The sequence below is a fragment of the Luteococcus sp. Sow4_B9 genome, from assembly GCF_052116585.1.
In the GTDB taxonomy this organism is placed as follows: Bacteria; Actinomycetota; Actinomycetes; order Propionibacteriales; family Propionibacteriaceae; genus Luteococcus.
The window spans coordinates 86,423-103,333 of the sequence record NZ_JBQKKT010000010.1; the positions used below are offsets into that span (position 1 = coordinate 86,423).

The following is a 16,911-nucleotide window of genomic DNA, read 5'->3' on the forward strand; positions in this document are numbered from 1 at the left end:
TTCACCACAAGCGAACGAACAACATCCTTGAGGGTGGAGGCCAACAGCCCGCACGACAGTGGGCGCAATCCATCGCCTGTTTGCGGCGAGAAATGTCACTCGAAGAAGTGCCGCCCCGCGGGCGGCCCGGGCGAATCCTCCCCCACTCCATGGAAGGGCTGTGCCCCGCCCACCAGCCGGTCCAGGTGCGCCCCATGCACCAGGCGATAGGGGAAGACGGCGCCGGCGGCGGTTCGCTCCAGGCGGTCCAGGGGCAGGGACACCGGGCTGGCGGCAATCACCACGTTCCCGAAGCGTCGCCCCTTGAGAGTGGCGCTCTCGGCACCCAGCAGGCGGTACGGGAAGTAGGTCTGCAGCCCCGCAAGCACCCGCCGGGTCCAGCCGAAGGGGTGGGTGTCGGTCACGTTGAGCAGGAGCAGTCCGTCGGCGTGCAACACCCGCCGGCACTGGGCCAGGAAGTCCAGCCCGACCAGCTCGCCAGGCACCCGTGCCCCGGCGAAGGCGTCCACGATGATGACGTCGGCGAAGTCATCACGCATCGCACTGACCCCGGTGGCGCCGTCCAGCGGTCGCACCTTGATGCCGCTGTTGCGCGGCAGGGGCGCCTTCGTGCGAACCTCCTCGGTGAGCGCCGCGTCGGGCTCCAGCACGATCTGCGGACTGGTCGGCCGAGTGTGCGCCACATAGCGGGCGAGCGTCATGGCCGCCCCACCGACGTGGATCACCCGAAGCCGCTCACCGACGGCCGCGTGATTGTCCACCAGGTCAGCCAGGCGCTGCATGTAGTCGAACTCCAGCCGCGTGGGATCTGCGGGATCGACCCAGGACTGGTCTGCCCCGCCCACCCGGACCACCCAGGCCCCGGGGCTGTGCGGATCGGGCAGGACGCGCTCGCTCATCGGGCCAGCCTATGCCCCCGGCGACAGGCTCAGCTGACCGTGCAGGGATCCACCCGGCCGACACCCTCGTGGGTGACGCCGATCAGCTGGTCGTTCTCGTACCAGAAGCGCGAACCGTCCCGGTCCCGCGGCTCGGCCGACGGGTGGAGCTCCCGGATCTGGTCGTCGGTCACCTTGCAGTAGAAGCCAGGGGTCGGAGTGGGCGTCGCACTCGGCGTGGGCGTCGGAAGCTCCAGAACGCTCTCTTCCGCACCCGGAGACGAGGAACCCACGGTGGGCAGGACGCGAGACGGCGCGCTGGTGGCTGCCGGAGCCACAGGGTCAGCGGCATCCGCGGCGAGGAACTGGCTCGCGGCCACGCCGCCGCCCAGCAGGGCGACGGCGAGGCCGGAAGCGATCAGGGTGCGGCGACGCGGCGCACTTCCCAAAGTCTGCATGCAGTCATAGTAACTGCGATCAGACGATGTGCAGCCCCTCACCCGAGGGGTCGACGTCGAAGGTGACCTCGGCACCGTCGGTGATCTCGCCGGCCAGCAGCCGGCGGGCCATCTGGTCCTCGACGGTGGACTGGACCAGCCGACGCAGCGGACGGGCCCCGTAGACCGGGTCGAAACCAGTGCGGGCAAGCCATGCCTTGCCCTCGTCGGTGACCTTGATCATGATCCGACGCTCGGCGAGCCGGTTGTTGATCTTGGCCAGGTTGGTCTCGACGATGTGCGTCAGGTCCTCCTGGGTCAGCGGGTCGAACATCACGATCTCGTCCAACCGGTTCAGGAATTCCGGGCGGAAGGCGCCGCGGACCACGCCCATCACGGCCTCCCGCTTCGCCTCCTTCTCCAGGTTCTGGTCGGCCAGGAACTGGCTGCCCAGGTTGGAGGTGAGGATCAGGATGGTGTTGCGGAAGTCCACCGTGCGGCCCTGGCCGTCGGTCAGGCGACCGTCGTCCAGCACCTGCAGCAGGATGTTGAACAGGTCCGGATGGGCCTTCTCCACCTCGTCGAGCAGCACGACGCTGTAGGGGCGGCGCCGCACGGCCTCGGTGAGCTGGCCGCCCTCCTCGTAGCCGACGTAGCCGGGAGGGGCACCCACCAGGCGACTGACCGAGTGCTTCTCCGAGTACTCGCTCATGTCGATGCGGATCATCGCCGTCTCGTCGTCGAACAGGAAGTCCGCCAGGGACTTGGCCAACTCGGTCTTGCCGACACCCGTCGGGCCCAGGAAGAGGAAGCTGCCGGTGGGGCGGTTGGGATCGCTGATCCCGGCCCGGCTCCGGCGCACCGCGTCGGCCACGGCCTTGACGGCCTGCTTCTGGCCGATCAGCCGTTCACCGATGTGGTCCTCCATGTTGAGCAGCTTCTCGCTCTCCCCCTGCAGCATCTTGCCGACGGGGATGCCGGTCCAGGCGCTGACCACCTCTGCAATGTCGGAGCTGGCCACCTCCTCGGAGACCATCGACGTCTTCTGCTGCTCGGCCTCGGCCTGGCTGGCCAGCTCCAGTTCCTTCTCCAGGGCAGGGATCTGCCCGTACTGGATCTCGGCAGCCTTGGCCAGGTCACCCTCACGCTGGAAACGCTCGGCCTCGCCACGCAGCTTGTCGATCTCGGTCTTCAGATCGCCGACCCGGTTCAGCCCTGCCTTCTCCGATTCCCATCGCGCCTCCAGGGCACGCAGCTCCTCCTCGGCATCGGCCAGTTCCTGCTCCAGACGCTCCAGACGAGCCTTCGAGGCCGCATCGGATTCCTTCTCGACGGCGAACTGCTCCATCTTCATCCGGTCCACCTGCCGACGCAGCACGTCGATCTCCTCCGGACTGGAGTCGATCTCCATCCGCAGGCGGCTGGCGGCCTCGTCGATCAGGTCGATGGCCTTGTCCGGCAGCTGACGGTTGGTGATGTAGCGATTGGACAGGCTGGCTGCGGCCACCAGGGCACCGTCGGTGATCCGCACCTTGTGGTGGGCCTCGTAGCGTTCGCGCAGGCCGCGGAGGATCGCGATGGTGTCCTCCACCGTGGGCTCCCCGACGTAGACCTGCTGGAAGCGGCGCTCCAGGGCGGGATCCTTCTCGATGTGCTCGCGGTACTCGTCGAGCGTGGTGGCACCGATCATGCGCAGCTCGCCGCGGGCCAGCATGGGCTTGAGCATGTTGCCCGCGTCCATCGCGCCCTCACCACCGGCGCCGGCACCGACGACGGTGTGCAGCTCGTCGATGAAGGTCACGATCTGACCCTCGGCCTCCTTGATCTCCTTCAGGACGGCCTTGAGTCGCTCCTCGAACTCGCCGCGGTACTTGGCGCCCGCGACCATGCTCGACAGGTCCAGGCTGACCACCCGACGGCCCTTCAGGGAGTCGGGCACGTCGCCGGCGACGACGCGCTGGGCCAGACCTTCGACGACGGCGGTCTTGCCGACGCCGGGCTCGCCGATCAGGACCGGGTTGTTCTTGGTGCGTCGGGCCAGCACCTGGACGACCCGGCGGATCTCCTGGTCACGGCCAATCACCGGATCGAGCTTGCCGTCGCGGGCACTCTCGGTGAGGTCGACGGAGTACTTGGCCAGGGCAGACTCGCCGCCCTCGGCCTCCGGGCTGGTGACGCGACGGTCACCGCGGCTGGCTGCAAAGGCCTCCGCGATGGCCTCGGCGGAGGCGCCTTGACCGGTGAGGATCTGCTGCGCGTCGGAGGTCACCGACGCTAGCCCGAGCAGCAGATGCTCGGTGGAGACATAGGAGTCCCCCAGTTCGTCGGCGCGCAGTTCGGCCTCGGCCAGTACCCGGGCGATGGCACCCGAGAGCTGCGGCTGGGCCACGGAGCTGCCCTGGGTGCTGGGCAGCTTGCCGATGGCCTGCTGCGCGGCAGCATCCACCTGCTGGGGGTCGGCACCGATGGCCTGCAGCAGGGGGGCGACGGTGTTCTCCGGCACCATCAGCAGTGCATGTAGGAGGTGCACCGGCTCCACATTGGGGTTGCCCTTGGCAATTGCGTGTCGAATGGCAGCCGAGACCGCGTCCCGGCTCATGGTGGTGAGCTTCTCGGTGTTCATGCGTCCTTCTCCATGGGTTCGGGCGTGATCCGTCTCGGGTTGAGCGCCTTTGGCTCAAGTATGACCCGATCCTGCGATCAGTTCAATCAAAGTTGAGTACACCTGACTCAACCCCGAGAGAAGAGCATCTATTCCGGACGGAATGACGAACGCCCCGCCAGCCTCAGCTGACGGGGAGTTCCAGGACATCGCCAGAACGGACGCAGTACGCCCGGTCAGCTCGGCCGCGCGGTGAGCGTCACCTGCACCTTCTGCTCCTTGCCCTCCCGGGCCACGGTGAGCTCCACCTTCTCTCCAACCGGGCGTTCGCGGATCTGGGCGATCAGCGCCAGGGCGGAGTCGACGGGCTCCCCGTCGATGGCCAGCACACCGTCCCTGGCCCGCAGCTGCGCCGTGGCGGCCGCGCTGCCCGGCTCGACGCGCACGATGCCAGCGGCCCAGCGCCGTTCCTCGCCCACCTTCACGATGGCGTCAGTGACCCCGGCACCCAGATACGAGTGCTTGGCCGATCCGGTCTGGACGATCTGGTCCACCACGGAACGCATCTGCTTCACCGTGATGGCAAAGCTGATGCCGATGTTGCCCGAGCCCTGTCCCAGGGTGGCGATCGAAGAGTTGATGCCCACCAAGCGTCCCTCGCCGTCCACCAGCGCACCTCCCGAGTTGCCCGGATTCACCGGCGCACTGGTCTGGATCGCATTGGTGACCACCGGCTCCTGTCCGCCCAGCTGCCCCGACTGGTCACCTGCGGTCACCGGCCGGTTGAGGGCACTGACGATGCCGGTGGTGACCGTGCCGGCCAGCCCCAACGGATTGCCGATGGCCATCACCGGGTCCCCCACCACCAGGTCATCAGAGCTGCCCATCGTGATCGGCTGCAGACCCGACGGGGGCCTGGCCATGCGCAGGACCGCCAGATCACTGGCCGAGTCGGAGCCAACCACCGTGGCATCAACCACACGCTCGTCGGCCAGGGTGACCAGGATCTGGCCCCCGCGGGCAGCCGAAGCGATGACGTGGTGGTTGGTGACCACCAATCCCTGGGAGTCCAACACCACACCCGAGCCCGAGGAGGCTCCCCCGCCACCCTGTACGGAGATGGCCACCACGCTGGGCGAGACCTTGGCCGCGACGTCGGCCCAGTGCGGCTGGCCGGCCTGCCCCGACCTCGTCTGGCCGGCACCGGACTGGTCCTGCCCTTGCGCGGCGGCAGATCCGGACGGCGCGGCGGCAGATCCGCTCTGCAGACCGGCGGGCGAGTTCGGCTCGGGATCGCTCGGAGCGCTGCATCCCCCCAGCACCAGGGCCAGCGCGATCGCCCCTGCAGCCAGCCGAGGCGCACCAATCTCCATGCTCCGACCCATCATCGCCACCAGGTGTCTGCGATGGTCACCGGAGTGGTGCGCTTGTGACGGCTGCGCAGCCACTTCTGCTCGATCCGCCCTGCCACCTCGTCGGGAACCTCCCCGCCCTGCAGGTAGGTGTCGATGTCCTCATAGCTGATGCCCAGCTCGTCCTCGTCGCTGCGAAGGGGCTTGCCGTCCAACAGGTCGGCGGTGGGCACCTTGGCCCAGAGCTGCTCGGGAGCGCCCAGGTACTGCAGCAGCTGACGGTTCTGTCCCTTGTCCAGTGTGAACAGGGGCAGGATGTCGGCGCCACCGTCGCCGAACTTCGTGAAGAAACCCACCACCGATTCGGCGCCGTGGTCGGTTCCGATCACCAGCAGGTTGCGCTCACCGGCAATGGCGTACTGGGCCACCATGCGCATCCGGGCCTTGACATTGCCCTTGTTGAAATCACCTATCTGCAGGCCGGTGCCCGCCTCGAAGGCCTCCTCCATGCCATCGGTGGCGGCCTTGATGTTGATGGTCACCTCGGTGCTGGCATTCACCCAGCGCATCGCCTCGGCGGCGTCAGCCTCGTCGGCCTGCACACCATGGGGCAGACGGACGGCGACGAAATCGGCCTCGACGCCCTCGGAGCGCAGGCGGTCCACAGACAGCTGCGCCAGACGACCGGCCAATGTCGAGTCGAGACCACCCGAGATGCCCAGGACGAAGCCCTTGGTGTGCGTCGCCTTGACGTAGTCACAGAGGAACTGGACGCGTCGCTCCACTTCCTCGGCGGGATCGATCGTGGACTTGACGCCCATCTCCTGGATGATCACCTTCTGCAGTTCACGCATGCCCCAAGACTACGGTGGCCCCCTGACACATTCACGGCGCGTTCGCCGGGGGCGTCACCTGTACTGGGGACTGGCGCGCGCCGTCACAAAGCTGCAGGATTGCGGATCGTGCGTCCCATCGCCGGCCGGCGACGAGCACGATCGTCGCCAAGTTGGCAGACTGGACTGGCCACCCGTGAACCCGGGGCGGCAGGCCCCGCCCCCATGGCTGTCCGCCGTCCCCCGACGGCACATCAAGACCGCAGCACACCACCACGTCCTGGCAGGAGAGCCGATGAAGAACCCGCTGGAGCAGCTGCTCGGAGATCGTGAGTCCCGGGCGGCGGTGGATCCCGAGCTGCGCCGGGGGCTTCGCGGCCCGCTCTGGCCGGCCGCGGCCAGCGACTTGCTGGCACGCGTCGCCTCCCAGGACACCAGCGGGCGGGTCGAGCCCGGAGTGCGCCACCAGCTGGCCCGGATCGAGGGGCCGGGCGGCCCGCTGGAGATCCACCTGTACCGCCCCCAGCACCACACGGGTCGCGGGGCGCTGCTCTGGCTGCACGGCGGCGGACGGACTGGCGGATCGGCCAGCGGTGACCACCAGGTGTGCAGCGAGCTGGCCGCACGGTCAGGGTCCCTGGTGGCCAGTGTGGACTACCGGTTGGCGCCGCAGCACCCCTACCCCGCCGCCCTCGACGACGCCTGGGCGGCCCTCAACTGGCTCCACGAGCATGCCGAGGACCTCGACCTGGAGGGCGACCGGATCGCCGTCGGCGGCGCCAGCGCGGGCGGCGGACTGGCAGCCGAACTGGCCCAGCGCGCACGCGACGGACTGGTCCCCGTGGTCTTCCAGCTGCTGGTCTACCCGATGCTGGACGACCACACCACAACGAGTCGCCACCCCCACCGGGGCCGTTTCGGATGGACACCGGAGCAGAATGTGCAGGCCTGGGAGGCCTACCTGGGCCATCCCGTCGGGCAGGAGGAGACCCGGCCATGGGCCGTCGCCGCTCGCTGCCACGATGTGCGCGGACTGCCACCTGCCTGGATCGGCGTGGGTGACCTGGACCTCTTCCTCGACGAGGACCTGGCCTACGCCTCACGGCTGAAGGCCGCCGGGGTGACCTGCGACGTGTTGGTGGTGCCGGGCATGTACCACGGCGCCGACACGCTGCCGGGCAAGCGCGGGCCGCTGATGACGGAGTTCCGACGACGGATGGCGGAGGCCCTCCAGCGGCACGTGGGCTGAGGCTGCCCGCAAGGGGGGACAATGGCTGCGTTGCCCACCCTCGGAGTTCCATGTTCGACTTCCTCGCCAGCCATCCCCTCCTGACCCTGATGGTCGTGCTCTCGGCCGGTGCCCTGCTGGGGCAGATCCGGTTTGGCCCCCTGCGCTTTGGAGCCGCCGGGGCCCTCTTCATGGGGCTGGTCTTCGGCGCCCTCGACCCCCGGCTGGGGCTCGAGCTGGGTCTGGTGAAGAGCTTGGGAGTGGTGCTCTTCTGCTACACGGTGGGCCTGGCCGCGGGGTCCACCTTCTTGTCCGACCTGCGCCGCCAGTGGAGCCTGATGCTCACCGGTGTCGTCGGGCTGGTGGTGATGGCCCTCGCCGGAATCGGCTTGGGTCCGCTGCTGGGGCTCTCTCCCGCGCATGTCTCCGGCGCCTATGCCGGAGTGCTCACCTCCCCGGCCATCGATGCCGCCATCACCGCCACCGATGGCTCCGGAGACACCCTCGTCGGCTACGCCATGGCCTATCCGACGGGTGTGGTCGTCGGCATGCTCGTCGTCGCACTCGTCGTGGGACGCAGTTGGCCCGGCCCACGGGACAACCGATCCCTGGCGGAGGCCGGGATCGTGGCCCACACCGTGCACGTCAAGCGGGACGCGGATCTGGCCTCGGTCCCCGGCCACTCCCACCAGGCGGTCAAGTTCAGCTATCTGGAGCGCGACGGCGACATCCGGATCGCCCGGCCCGGTGGACGTCTGCTGGCCGATGACCGCGTCCTCGTGATCGGCATGCCGGACGACGTGGAGCGCGCCACGCACTATCTGGGGCACCGCAGCGAACTGGGAGACCTCACCCATCAACGGCGCGACGTGGACTTCCGACGCTTCCTGGTCAGCTCACCGCACGTGGTGGGACGCACCGTGGGCGAACTCAGTGTCCAGGCGCACCTGCACGGCGTCATCACGCGGGTGCGCCGCGGGGACCTGGACATGTTGGCCCGCGACGACTTGGTGTTGCAGCCCGGCGACCGGGTGCTGGCGGTGGTTCCCACCAACCAGATCGCCGAGGCCGTGGACTTCTTCGGCGACTCCGAACGACGGGTGAGCCAGGTGGACGCCCTGACCATGGGGCTGGGCATCAGCATCGGCCTGCTGGCCGGGGTGGTCTCGGTGCCGCTTCCCGGCGGGGTGACCTTCGCCCTCGGCGCCGCGGCCGGCCCCTTGGTGGTGGGCATGGCCCTGGGCGCCCTGCACCGCACCGGCCCCTTTCGCTGGGACCTCCCCGGGCCGGTCAATGCGACGCTGCGCCAACTGGGCCTGATGATCTTCCTGGCTGCCGTCGGGCTGGCCTCGGGCCCGGCCTTCCTGTCCCAGGCCTTCACCTGGACGGGACTGGCGCTGGTCCTGCTCTCGGGCACGAGCCTGGTGGTGGGCGCAGCCATCATGCTGGCCGGCGGTCGACTGCTGGGTCTGTCGGCCCAGCGCACGGCAGGGGCCTTCGCTGGTTTCGTCGGGCAGCCGGCAATCCTGGAGTTCGCGAACTCCCGCGTGAACGACGAGCGGATCGAGAGCGCCTACGGGGCGCTGTTCGCCCTGGGGACGATCGTCAAGATCCTCCTGGTCCAGGTGATCGCCCGCTGAGGGCTCGCAGGGAGCTCACTGGCCCGGCGCATAACCCTCGCCGCGACGGGAGACGTAGGCCGCCAGGTCTCCCGTCGCCAAGGCCTGGCCCAGCTCCTTCGTGCGAGTCTCGTCGACGATGTTCACCGAGGCCCCACCCACCGTGTCAAAGCGGGCGATGGGCACCATCAGGGAGTGCACCTTCCCCAGGTCGAGCATCCCTAGGGGCGTTGCCAGCGCAGCGACCTTCCCGGCGTCGAATCCGGTGATCTTGAGACCCTTGGCCACCTTGCCGATCATGGTGGCGAAGGCATCGGGCTTGCTCGCGGCCAGCGGCTGCAGCACCTTCAGGATGCCGACCACCAGGGCCCGGTGCCGCTCGGCTCGGTCAAGATCACCCAGCGGCAGGGTCTTGCGCTCACGGGCATAGATCAGCGCGTCGGTGTTCTCCAGTTCCAGCTGGCCGGTGTGGAAGTCCAGCACCCGGCCGGTGGAGTTCACCCGCGGCTTCGACGCGTGCCTGTTCTGCACCGTGATGCCGCCCAGCCACCGGGTCAGGGCAATGAAGCCGGTGAAGTTCGACTGGACACACGCATGGATCGGGATGCCCAGCAGGTTGGCGATCGTGCTCTGCAGCAGCGGTGTGCCACCCATGGCGAAGGCAGAGTTGATCTTGCCCTTGCCACCCTTGATCGGCACGTACGAGTCGCGGGCGATCGAGACGAGAGCCAGCCGTTGACGATCAGCCGAGAGCTGGGCCACCACGATCGCGTCGGCATTGCCCTGCAGGGAGTTCTTGTCGCGCGAATCGGTGCCGAACAGGATGACGTTGAAGGGTCCCTGGGGCAGCGGGTCCGCCGGCTCACTGGGCGACGCGCTACCCCCCGAGGCAGCCGATGGCGTGCCGGGAGCTGTTCCCGTCGACGGGCCCGTCGCGGCCGGGGAGGGGCTGGACGCACCATCCTTCCCGCACCCGACGAGGGGCAGCAGGGAGGAGAGAGCAGACCCGAGCAGGAGACGTCGTCTGGTGATCACAGGGACATGCAATCACCATGAGGCACGACAGACATGAATCTGGGGAGCGTGTCTGGCAGGTCAGCCGGCCAAGCCGGGATCCGCGGCCATCACCGTCTGCACCTCGTCCCGGGTGGGGGCGTGGGCTCCGGCCCGGCTCACGGTCAGACCCGACGTGGTCACGGCGCGGTGCAGGGCAGGCTGCACCTGGCCCCACCCGGCGCCGGCCAGTCGCTCGGCAGCCTCACGCGAGCCAAGCAGACCCGCATCGAGCAGGCCGGACAGCAGGCCGCCCATGAAGGAATCCCCTGCCCCCACGGTGTCGACGAGTTCGACGGTCAGCGGGGCAACCTGCAGGACGTCGCGATTGCCGGCCAACCGGGCCCAGGCGCCCTGCGGACCGCGGGTGACCACCACCAGCGCCGGGCCGAGCGTCGACCAGCGCAGCAGGATGTCCTCCACAGCCGTGCCGGGGTAGAGCCAGGCCAGGTCCTCGTCGGAAGCCTTGACCACATCGGACAGGGCGACCAGCTCCTCGATCCGCCGCACCACCGTGGCGGGCTCCCCCATCAGCGCGGGCCGGATGTTGGGGTCATAGCTGACCGTTCCCTGGCCACGCACGGCTCGGACGGCCGCCACGACCTGACTGCCGCCTGGCTCGAGGGTGGCAGCAATGGACCCGGTGTGCAGGTGTGAGTAGCTGGCCACGTCGGACATGTCCGGCAGCGCCCATTCCAGGTCGAACTCGTAGTCGGCTCGCCCCTGCGCATCCAGGTGGGCGTAGGCCACCGACGTCTTGTCCGCCCGATTGCTTCCCGGTTGCACGGCGACGTGGTGTGCCGCGGCGTGGGCCTCGATGGCGGCACCCCGCTCGTCATCGCCCCACCATGCGCCGATCGTGGCGTCGTGCCCGAGCTGGGCCATCACGCAGGCGACATTGAGCGGACTCCCGCCCACGTGCTCACCGGTTGTCACGCCGTCGCGCATCACGACGTCGACGAGGGCCTCCCCCACACAGAGGGTGCGCGGGCTGGGATTCTGGGTGCTCTCCATGGCTCGATCCTGCCATCAGGCCAGCACCGGTCAATCAGCGGGCCAACTGTGAACGATCAGCGAGCCGGCAGCGCCAGTTGGCGTCGCGGGACGTGACGGCCCAGGTGCACCGCGCCGGAGGCATTGGCGGTGAAGACCCGCGCGCCGTGCTGCTCCGCAGCGCGTGCCACCCGCAGCTCGTCGAGGCTCGCCTCCAGCTGCCCGACGTGTTCTCGCAGCCGCTCCAGTTCCGCCTCCATCTCCAGGATCCGCTGGATCCCGGAGAGGTTGATTCCCTCGCCCTGGCTCAGGTGCTGGACCAGACGCAGGCGGGCCACATCGCGCGGCGTGTACCGGCGCCCGCGGCCACGGGTACGGTGCGGCACCACCAGGCCCAGCCGGTCGTACTGTCGCAGGGTCTGCGGGTGCATGCCCGCCAGGTTGGCCGCGACGCTGATCGTGAAGATCGGCGCATCGCGGTCAACCACCTGCGGGTAGTTCTTGGTCATGACGCATCCCGGAAGAGCTCAGCCCGCGGGTCCGCTGCACCCTGCGCCGCCCGGAAGGCTTCCAGCGCAGAACGCGTCGCGTCGTCGAGCGTCGCCGGCACCTGGACCTCCACGGTCACCAGCTGGTCACCGGTGGTGCCGTCCTTGCGGTGCACGCCCTTGCCCCGCACCCGGAAGGTGCGGCCATTCGGGGTCCCGGCCGGGATGCGCAGCTTCACCCGGCCGCCCTTCAATGTCGGCACCTCGATCTCGCCACCGAGCGCAGCCTCGTCGAAGGAGACCGGAACGGTGACGGTCACATGGTCATCCTTGCGGCCGAAGACCTTGTGGGGCCGCACGTGCACCAGGACGTAGAGGTCACCGGCCGGACCTCCATTCTCGCCCGGGGAACCCTTGCCCTTGATCCGGATTCGCTGGCCATCGGTGACACCGGCGGGAATGCGGACCTGCATGGTGCGCTGTGACTTGGCGCGGCCGGACCCATTGCAGACCTCGCACGGGTCCTTGACCACCAGGCCACGCCCCTTGCAGTCGTGACAGGTCTCGCTGACGCCGAAGACGCCGCCGCTGGTGGAGGTCTGGACGCCGGAGCCCTGGCAGGTCAGGCAGACCTCGGGCACCGTGCCGGCCTTCGCGCCGGTGCCGCGGCAGGCGGCGCAGGCGGCGTCGGAGACCATCTGCACGCCCACCGTGGTGCCGTCGACGGCGTCATTGAAGCTGATCGTGACCTCGCCCTCCACGTCGGCTCCCCGACGGGCGCCGCGCGCCGAGCTGCGACGGGGTCCTGCGCCGGAGGCCTGCGTGAACAGGTCCCCGAAGAGGTCTCCGAAGCCGCCACCGGCCTGCGCATTGCGGAACAGGTCCTCGACGTTGACACCGCCCTGGGTTGCGCCGGGCTGGCCGCCACCGCGCGGGAAGCGGAAACCACCGCCACCGAAGAGGCTGCGTGCCTCGTCGTACTCCTTGCGCTTCTTGGGGTCGGACAGGACCGAGTTGGCCTCGCTGACCTCCTTGAAGCGCTTCTCGGCGGCCGCGTCCCCGGGGTGCTGGTCAGGGTGGTTCTCCCGGGCCAGCTTGCGGAAGGCCTTCTTGATCTCTTCTGGCTTGGCGTCCTTGGAGACGCCCAGCGTCTTGTAGTAGTCCTTGTCCGCCCAGTCCTTCATGCTCATGGCGTCTCCTCCTCTCGTTCTGTCAGGCCTGGCCCGCTGCGGGGTCCGGATCACTCACGGCCACACGTGCAGGGCGAAGAACCCGCTCATTCATCATGTATCCACGCTGCATCACCTGTGAGATGCAGGTGGTGGTGGCACCGGGCAGCTGCACCTGCATCAGGGCCTCGTGCAGGTTGGGGTCGAAGTCCTCCCCCACCGCGCCGAAGGCCACCAGACCGTGACGCTCGGCCAGCTTGGCGAGCTCGTCGGAGACCATCTTGAATCCACCGGTGAGCTCACCGTGCTCGTCGGCCATGTGGATGCTGTCCAGCACCGGCATCAGCTCGCGCACGATGCTCTCCACTCCGGCCTGCTTCGACACCTGGCGATCGCGGTCCACGCGGCGCTTGTAGTTGACGTACTCGGCCTGGAGGCGCTGCAGGTCCAGAGTGCGCTCGGCGAGCAGCTCCTCCAGCTCCGCCTCCCGGCCCTGCACCTCGCCGTCCAGCGACTCGGCGGCACCCTCGGCGCCGCCAGCCCCGGCGAGCGCCTCGTCGATCTCCTGGCGGGTCTGCTCACTGAGCTCCTCCGAGACCGGCGGCTGCTCCTCGGGGTTGTTGGGGTCCTGCGGCTGGTTCTCGCTCATGATCTCCTCGTGTCTGCTAGCCGGATTTGTGCCATCTGCTGCGGATCCTGGTCAGGACCCGGTTGTGATCGTGGTGCTTCGGAAGGGCCCGGGATGGTTCACACCCCGGGCCCACCGGAGCGTCAGGATCGCTTCCCGGTCAAGCCGGGAGGCCTGCCTGCGCTCAGTTGTCCTTCTTCTCCTCGTCGACGATCTCGGCGTCCACGACGTCGTCATCACCCGACTCCTGAGCAGTCTCGCCCTCAGCGGCACCCTCGGCAGGAGCCTCCTGGGCCTGCTGCGCCTGGGCCTGGGCGTACATGGCCTGACCCATGGCCGAGGCCTTGGTGTTCAGGTCCTCCATGGCGGCCTTCACCTCGTCGTCGTTGTCGGTGCCCTTGAGGGTCTCCTTCAACTTGTCGAGGGCCTCCTGCACGGGAGCCTTCACGTCGTCGCCGATGTTCTCGGCATTGTCGGCCAGCAGCTTCTCGGTGCGGAAGGCCAGCGCGTCGGCCTCGTTGCGCATCTCGACGGCCTCGCGACGCTTCTTGTCCTCCTCGGCGTGCGCCTCGGCGTCCTTCATCATGCGCTCGATGTCCTCCTTGCCCAGGGCGGAGCCGCCGGTGACGGTCATGCTCTGCTCCTTGCCGGTGGCCATGTCCTTGGCGTGCACGTGGACGATGCCGTTGGCGTCGATGTCGAAGGCCACCTCAACCTGCGGCACGCCACGCGGGGCGGGCATCAGGCCGGTCAGCTCGAAGTTGCCGAGCGACTTGTTGTCGCGGGCGAACTCGCGCTCACCCTGGTAGACCTGGATCATCACCGACGGCTGGTTGTCCTCTGCGGTGGTGAAGACCTCGGAGCGCTTGGTGGGGATGGTGGTGTTGCGCTCGATGATCTTGGTCATCACGCCACCCTTGGTCTCGATGCCGAGGCTCAGCGGGGTGACGTCGAGCAGCAGCACGTCCTTCACCTCGCCCTTCAGCACACCGGCCTGCAGGGAGGCGCCCAAGGCCACGACCTCGTCGGGGTTCACGCCCTTGTTGGGCTCCTTGCTGGCCAGCTCCTTGACGAGCTCGGCGACGGCGGGCATGCGGGTGGAGCCGCCGACCAGGATGACCTGGTCGATCTTGTCGACCGAGGTGTTGGCGTCCTTGATCACGGCGTTGAAGGGCACCTTGCAGCGGTCCAGCAGGTCCTGGGTCATGCGCTGGAACTCGGAGCGGGTGAGCTTCTCGTCCAGGTGCAGCGGGCCCTCGGCACCGGCCGTGATGTACGGCAGGTTGATGCTGGTCTCCTGCGAGGAGGACAGCTCGATCTTGGCGCGCTCAGCCGCCTCCTGCAGGCGCTGCTTGGCCATCTTGTCCTGGCTCAGGTCAATGCCGTTCTTGTTCTTGAACTGCGTGACCAGCCAGTCGACGACGCGCTGGTCCCAGTCGTCGCCACCCAGACGGTTGTCACCCTTGGTGGCCTTCACCTCGAAGACGCCGTCGGCGATCTCCAACAGCGAGACGTCGAAGGTGCCGCCACCCAGGTCGAAGACCAGGACGGTCTGCTCGTCCTTGTCCATGCCGTAGGCAAGGGCCGCGGCAGTGGGCTCGTTGATGATGCGGTCGACGGTCAGGCCCGCGATCTCGCCGGCCTCCTTGGTGGCCTGGCGCTCCGCGTCGGAGAAGTAGGCCGGGACGGTGATGACCGCGTTGGTGACGGGCTCACCGAGGTAGGCCTCGGCGTCGCGCTTCAGCTTCTGCAGCACGAAGGCGCTGATCTGCTGGGGCTTGTAGTCCTTGTCGTCGATCTTGATGCTCCAGTCGGTGCCCATGTGGCGCTTGACGGAGCGGATGGTGCGGTCGACGTTGGTGACGGCCTGGCGCTTGGCGACCTCGCCAACCAGGACCTCACCGGTCTTCGAGAAGGCCACCACCGACGGGGTGGTGCGGGCGCCTTCCGCGTTCGGGATGACCGTGGGGTCGCCACCCTCGAGGACGGCGACGACGGAGTTGGTGGTGCCGAGGTCGATACCGACTGCACGTGCCATGGTGATTCCTCCAAAAGTTGCTGACAGATGTGATGCGGACGAGCTGCTGGGCAGCTGCCCGGGAAGCTCTTCGTTGTTCCGGCTCCGAGGAGTACCCCCTTGAGCCTTGCGAACTCAACCCTAGGACCTGAGCGCCTTGGACTCAAGGGGCAAGTTGAGTTCACTCGACTCAACCATGGATTCTTCAGGGTTGTTCCCGAGGTGGGCGACCATTTTCGAGACTTGTGGGTGTAGGTTCCGGCAGAACTTGTCACTTTCCAGTTTTCTTGTCACAAGCACCGCGCCCGAGAGCCTCGATCCGATGCACCGGGGTTGACACCACAGGCGTGCCCCGATCCACTCAGGGCCGTGACGTCTGCACTCCCCCAGGAGTCCTCACTGCTGCTGGTCGTTCCCGAGGCCGAACCCGCGGTGCACGAGCACCGGGCACGGTTCGACCTTGCCGCGCGCGTCGGCGTCCCCGCCCACATCACGGTGGCGTACCCCTTCAAGCCCTTCGACGTCATGTCACCGGACGATCTCGCCCGTCTACGCGACCTGTTCCGTGCAGCCGCACCATTCCAGGTGGACCTGCGGTCGACGGGCTGGTTCGGTGAGGATGTGCTCTTCCTCGAGCCGCAGGACCCGGCGCCGATCATCGAACTGACCAGGCGCGTGGAGGCCGCCTTCCCCGAGCACCCAATCTACGGAGGCGTGTTCGACGGGATTCGGCCACACCTGACGGTCGGTCACGACTGCGGGGTGGAGACCCTGCGGCAGATCGAGGACTCCGTGGCACCCTTGTTGCCCATCACGCACCAGGCAACGGCCATCCAACTGTGGTCGGGCCCCGCGCTCTCGACACGGCAAACGGGATGGCAGCTCGTCGACACCTTCCCGCTGGGCACGTAGCGGGCGCGGCTCTGGACACGTCAGTGATAGGTCCAGCCGGCACCTCGACAACGGCCCGCCTAGTCAGCGGCGATGCTCAGTGCCAAGATCCGCCGGAACCTACAGAAATTCCCAACACGGTCGGAAGACCGCCCCGTACCCTGACTGGCATGTCACCAACGAAGCTGTCTGTCTGGACCCCGGTGAGTGAACTGGACGTCCAAGCGATCATCGACCTCTACGGCTCCGTGGGATGGACTGCCTACACGGACCACCCCGAAGACTTGTTGAACGGAATCCGAGGCTCCCTGCACGTAGTCCTGGCGCACGATGCGGGGCACTTGGTGGGTCTGGCGAGGGTCATCGGAGATGGCGCGACCATCTGCTACCTGCAGGACGTCCTGGTCCACCCTGATGCACGCAGGCAAGGGCTTGGTCAGCGACTGGTGAACGAAGCCTTCGCCCCCTTCGCCGGTGTGCGACAACACGTCCTGATCACCGACGAGGAGCCGGGTCAGAAGGCCTTCTACGAGTCGCTCGGCTTCACCCACCTCGGGACCGCGATCCCGGGGCGAGCCTTTGTGCGCTTCAACGGATAGCAGTTCCGACCCGCGGCTACTAGTTCCATTGACCTCAGGTCGGGCCTTGGCCGAGGCTCGGTTCAGGTGGTCTGGGGCGGTCGCTCCGTTTGCGGCTGTCCACCGTTGGGTGTGACTTTCATTT

15 protein-coding genes are annotated in these 16,911 nt (G+C 68.1%); 4 read left to right on the forward strand and 11 right to left on the reverse strand.

The window, feature by feature from the left end; translation table 11 throughout:
* Positions 1-95: 95 nt before the first annotated feature.
* The 5 genes from ACTQ49_RS08295 to nadE all read right to left on the reverse strand — a co-directional run bounded on the left by ACTQ49_RS08295 (position 96) and on the right by nadE (position 6,123).
* The gene (locus ACTQ49_RS08295) at positions 96-899 is read right to left on the reverse strand and encodes a spermidine synthase (RefSeq protein ID WP_441827375.1); all 804 of its coding nucleotides are present in this window, start codon (positions 897-899) and stop codon (positions 96-98) included.
* 29 nt (positions 900-928) lie between these two features.
* Complete coding sequence (locus tag ACTQ49_RS08300; protein WP_441827376.1) at positions 929-1,336, reverse strand: hypothetical protein; 408 nt, start codon at positions 1,334-1,336, stop codon at positions 929-931.
* Between the two features lie 19 nt (positions 1,337-1,355).
* Positions 1,356-3,938 carry an ATP-dependent chaperone ClpB gene (clpB, locus tag ACTQ49_RS08305; protein ID WP_441827377.1) on the reverse strand — a complete coding sequence of 861 codons (2,583 nt, stop codon included), beginning with the start codon at positions 3,936-3,938 and terminating at the stop codon, positions 1,356-1,358.
* Positions 3,939-4,153: 215 nt separating this feature from the next.
* Positions 4,154-5,290: a S1C family serine protease gene (locus ACTQ49_RS08310; RefSeq protein WP_441827378.1), complete on the reverse strand. Its 1,137-nt coding sequence runs from the start codon at positions 5,288-5,290 to the stop codon at positions 4,154-4,156.
* An 11-nt stretch (positions 5,291-5,301) separates the two neighbouring features.
* Positions 5,302-6,123, reverse strand: a complete 822-nt coding sequence (nadE, locus tag ACTQ49_RS08315) for an ammonia-dependent NAD(+) synthetase (RefSeq protein WP_441827379.1) — start codon at positions 6,121-6,123, stop codon at positions 5,302-5,304.
* A 274-nt stretch (positions 6,124-6,397) separates the two neighbouring features.
* Here nadE and ACTQ49_RS08320 point away from each other — a divergent pair, with 274 nt between their 5' ends.
* Complete coding sequence (locus ACTQ49_RS08320; protein WP_441827380.1) at positions 6,398-7,351, forward strand: alpha/beta hydrolase fold domain-containing protein; 954 nt, start codon at positions 6,398-6,400, stop codon at positions 7,349-7,351.
* A gap of 50 nt (positions 7,352-7,401) precedes the next feature.
* Positions 7,402-8,970, forward strand: coding sequence for an aspartate:alanine exchanger family transporter (locus ACTQ49_RS08325; protein WP_441827381.1), 1,569 nt, complete (start codon positions 7,402-7,404; stop codon positions 8,968-8,970).
* Positions 8,971-8,985: 15 nt separating this feature from the next.
* Here ACTQ49_RS08325 and ACTQ49_RS08330 read toward each other — a convergent pair whose 3' ends face one another.
* The 6 genes from ACTQ49_RS08330 to dnaK all read right to left on the reverse strand — a co-directional run bounded on the left by ACTQ49_RS08330 (position 8,986) and on the right by dnaK (position 15,318).
* The gene (locus ACTQ49_RS08330) at positions 8,986-9,984 is read right to left on the reverse strand and encodes an LCP family protein (protein WP_441827382.1); all 999 of its coding nucleotides are present in this window, start codon (positions 9,982-9,984) and stop codon (positions 8,986-8,988) included.
* Positions 9,985-10,044: 60 nt separating this feature from the next.
* Positions 10,045-11,016 carry a carbohydrate kinase family protein gene (locus ACTQ49_RS08335; RefSeq protein WP_441827383.1) on the reverse strand — a complete coding sequence of 324 codons (972 nt, stop codon included), beginning with the start codon at positions 11,014-11,016 and terminating at the stop codon, positions 10,045-10,047.
* A gap of 56 nt (positions 11,017-11,072) precedes the next feature.
* Positions 11,073-11,504, reverse strand: coding sequence for a heat shock protein transcriptional repressor HspR (locus ACTQ49_RS08340; RefSeq protein WP_441827384.1), 432 nt, complete (start codon positions 11,502-11,504; stop codon positions 11,073-11,075).
* Positions 11,501-12,673: a molecular chaperone DnaJ gene (gene dnaJ / locus ACTQ49_RS08345; protein WP_441827385.1), complete on the reverse strand. Its 1,173-nt coding sequence runs from the start codon at positions 12,671-12,673 to the stop codon at positions 11,501-11,503. The genes ACTQ49_RS08340 and dnaJ overlap by 4 nt, the downstream gene beginning before the upstream one ends.
* A gap of 22 nt (positions 12,674-12,695) precedes the next feature.
* A complete protein-coding gene (gene grpE, locus ACTQ49_RS08350) occupies positions 12,696-13,301 on the reverse strand; it encodes a nucleotide exchange factor GrpE (RefSeq protein ID WP_441827386.1) in 606 nt (201 codons plus the stop codon).
* Positions 13,302-13,464: 163 nt separating this feature from the next.
* A complete protein-coding gene (dnaK, locus tag ACTQ49_RS08355; protein ID WP_441827387.1) occupies positions 13,465-15,318 on the reverse strand; it encodes a molecular chaperone DnaK in 1,854 nt (617 codons plus the stop codon).
* A gap of 348 nt (positions 15,319-15,666) precedes the next feature.
* On the opposite strand from dnaK, the gene ACTQ49_RS08360 reads away from it, so the two are divergent.
* Both ACTQ49_RS08360 and ACTQ49_RS08365 read left to right on the forward strand, forming a co-directional pair.
* Complete coding sequence (locus ACTQ49_RS08360) at positions 15,667-16,209, forward strand: 2'-5' RNA ligase family protein (RefSeq protein WP_441827388.1); 543 nt, start codon at positions 15,667-15,669, stop codon at positions 16,207-16,209.
* Positions 16,210-16,358: 149 nt separating this feature from the next.
* A complete protein-coding gene (locus ACTQ49_RS08365; RefSeq protein WP_441827389.1) occupies positions 16,359-16,787 on the forward strand; it encodes a GNAT family N-acetyltransferase in 429 nt (142 codons plus the stop codon).
* The last annotated feature ends 124 nt before the right edge of the window (positions 16,788-16,911 follow it).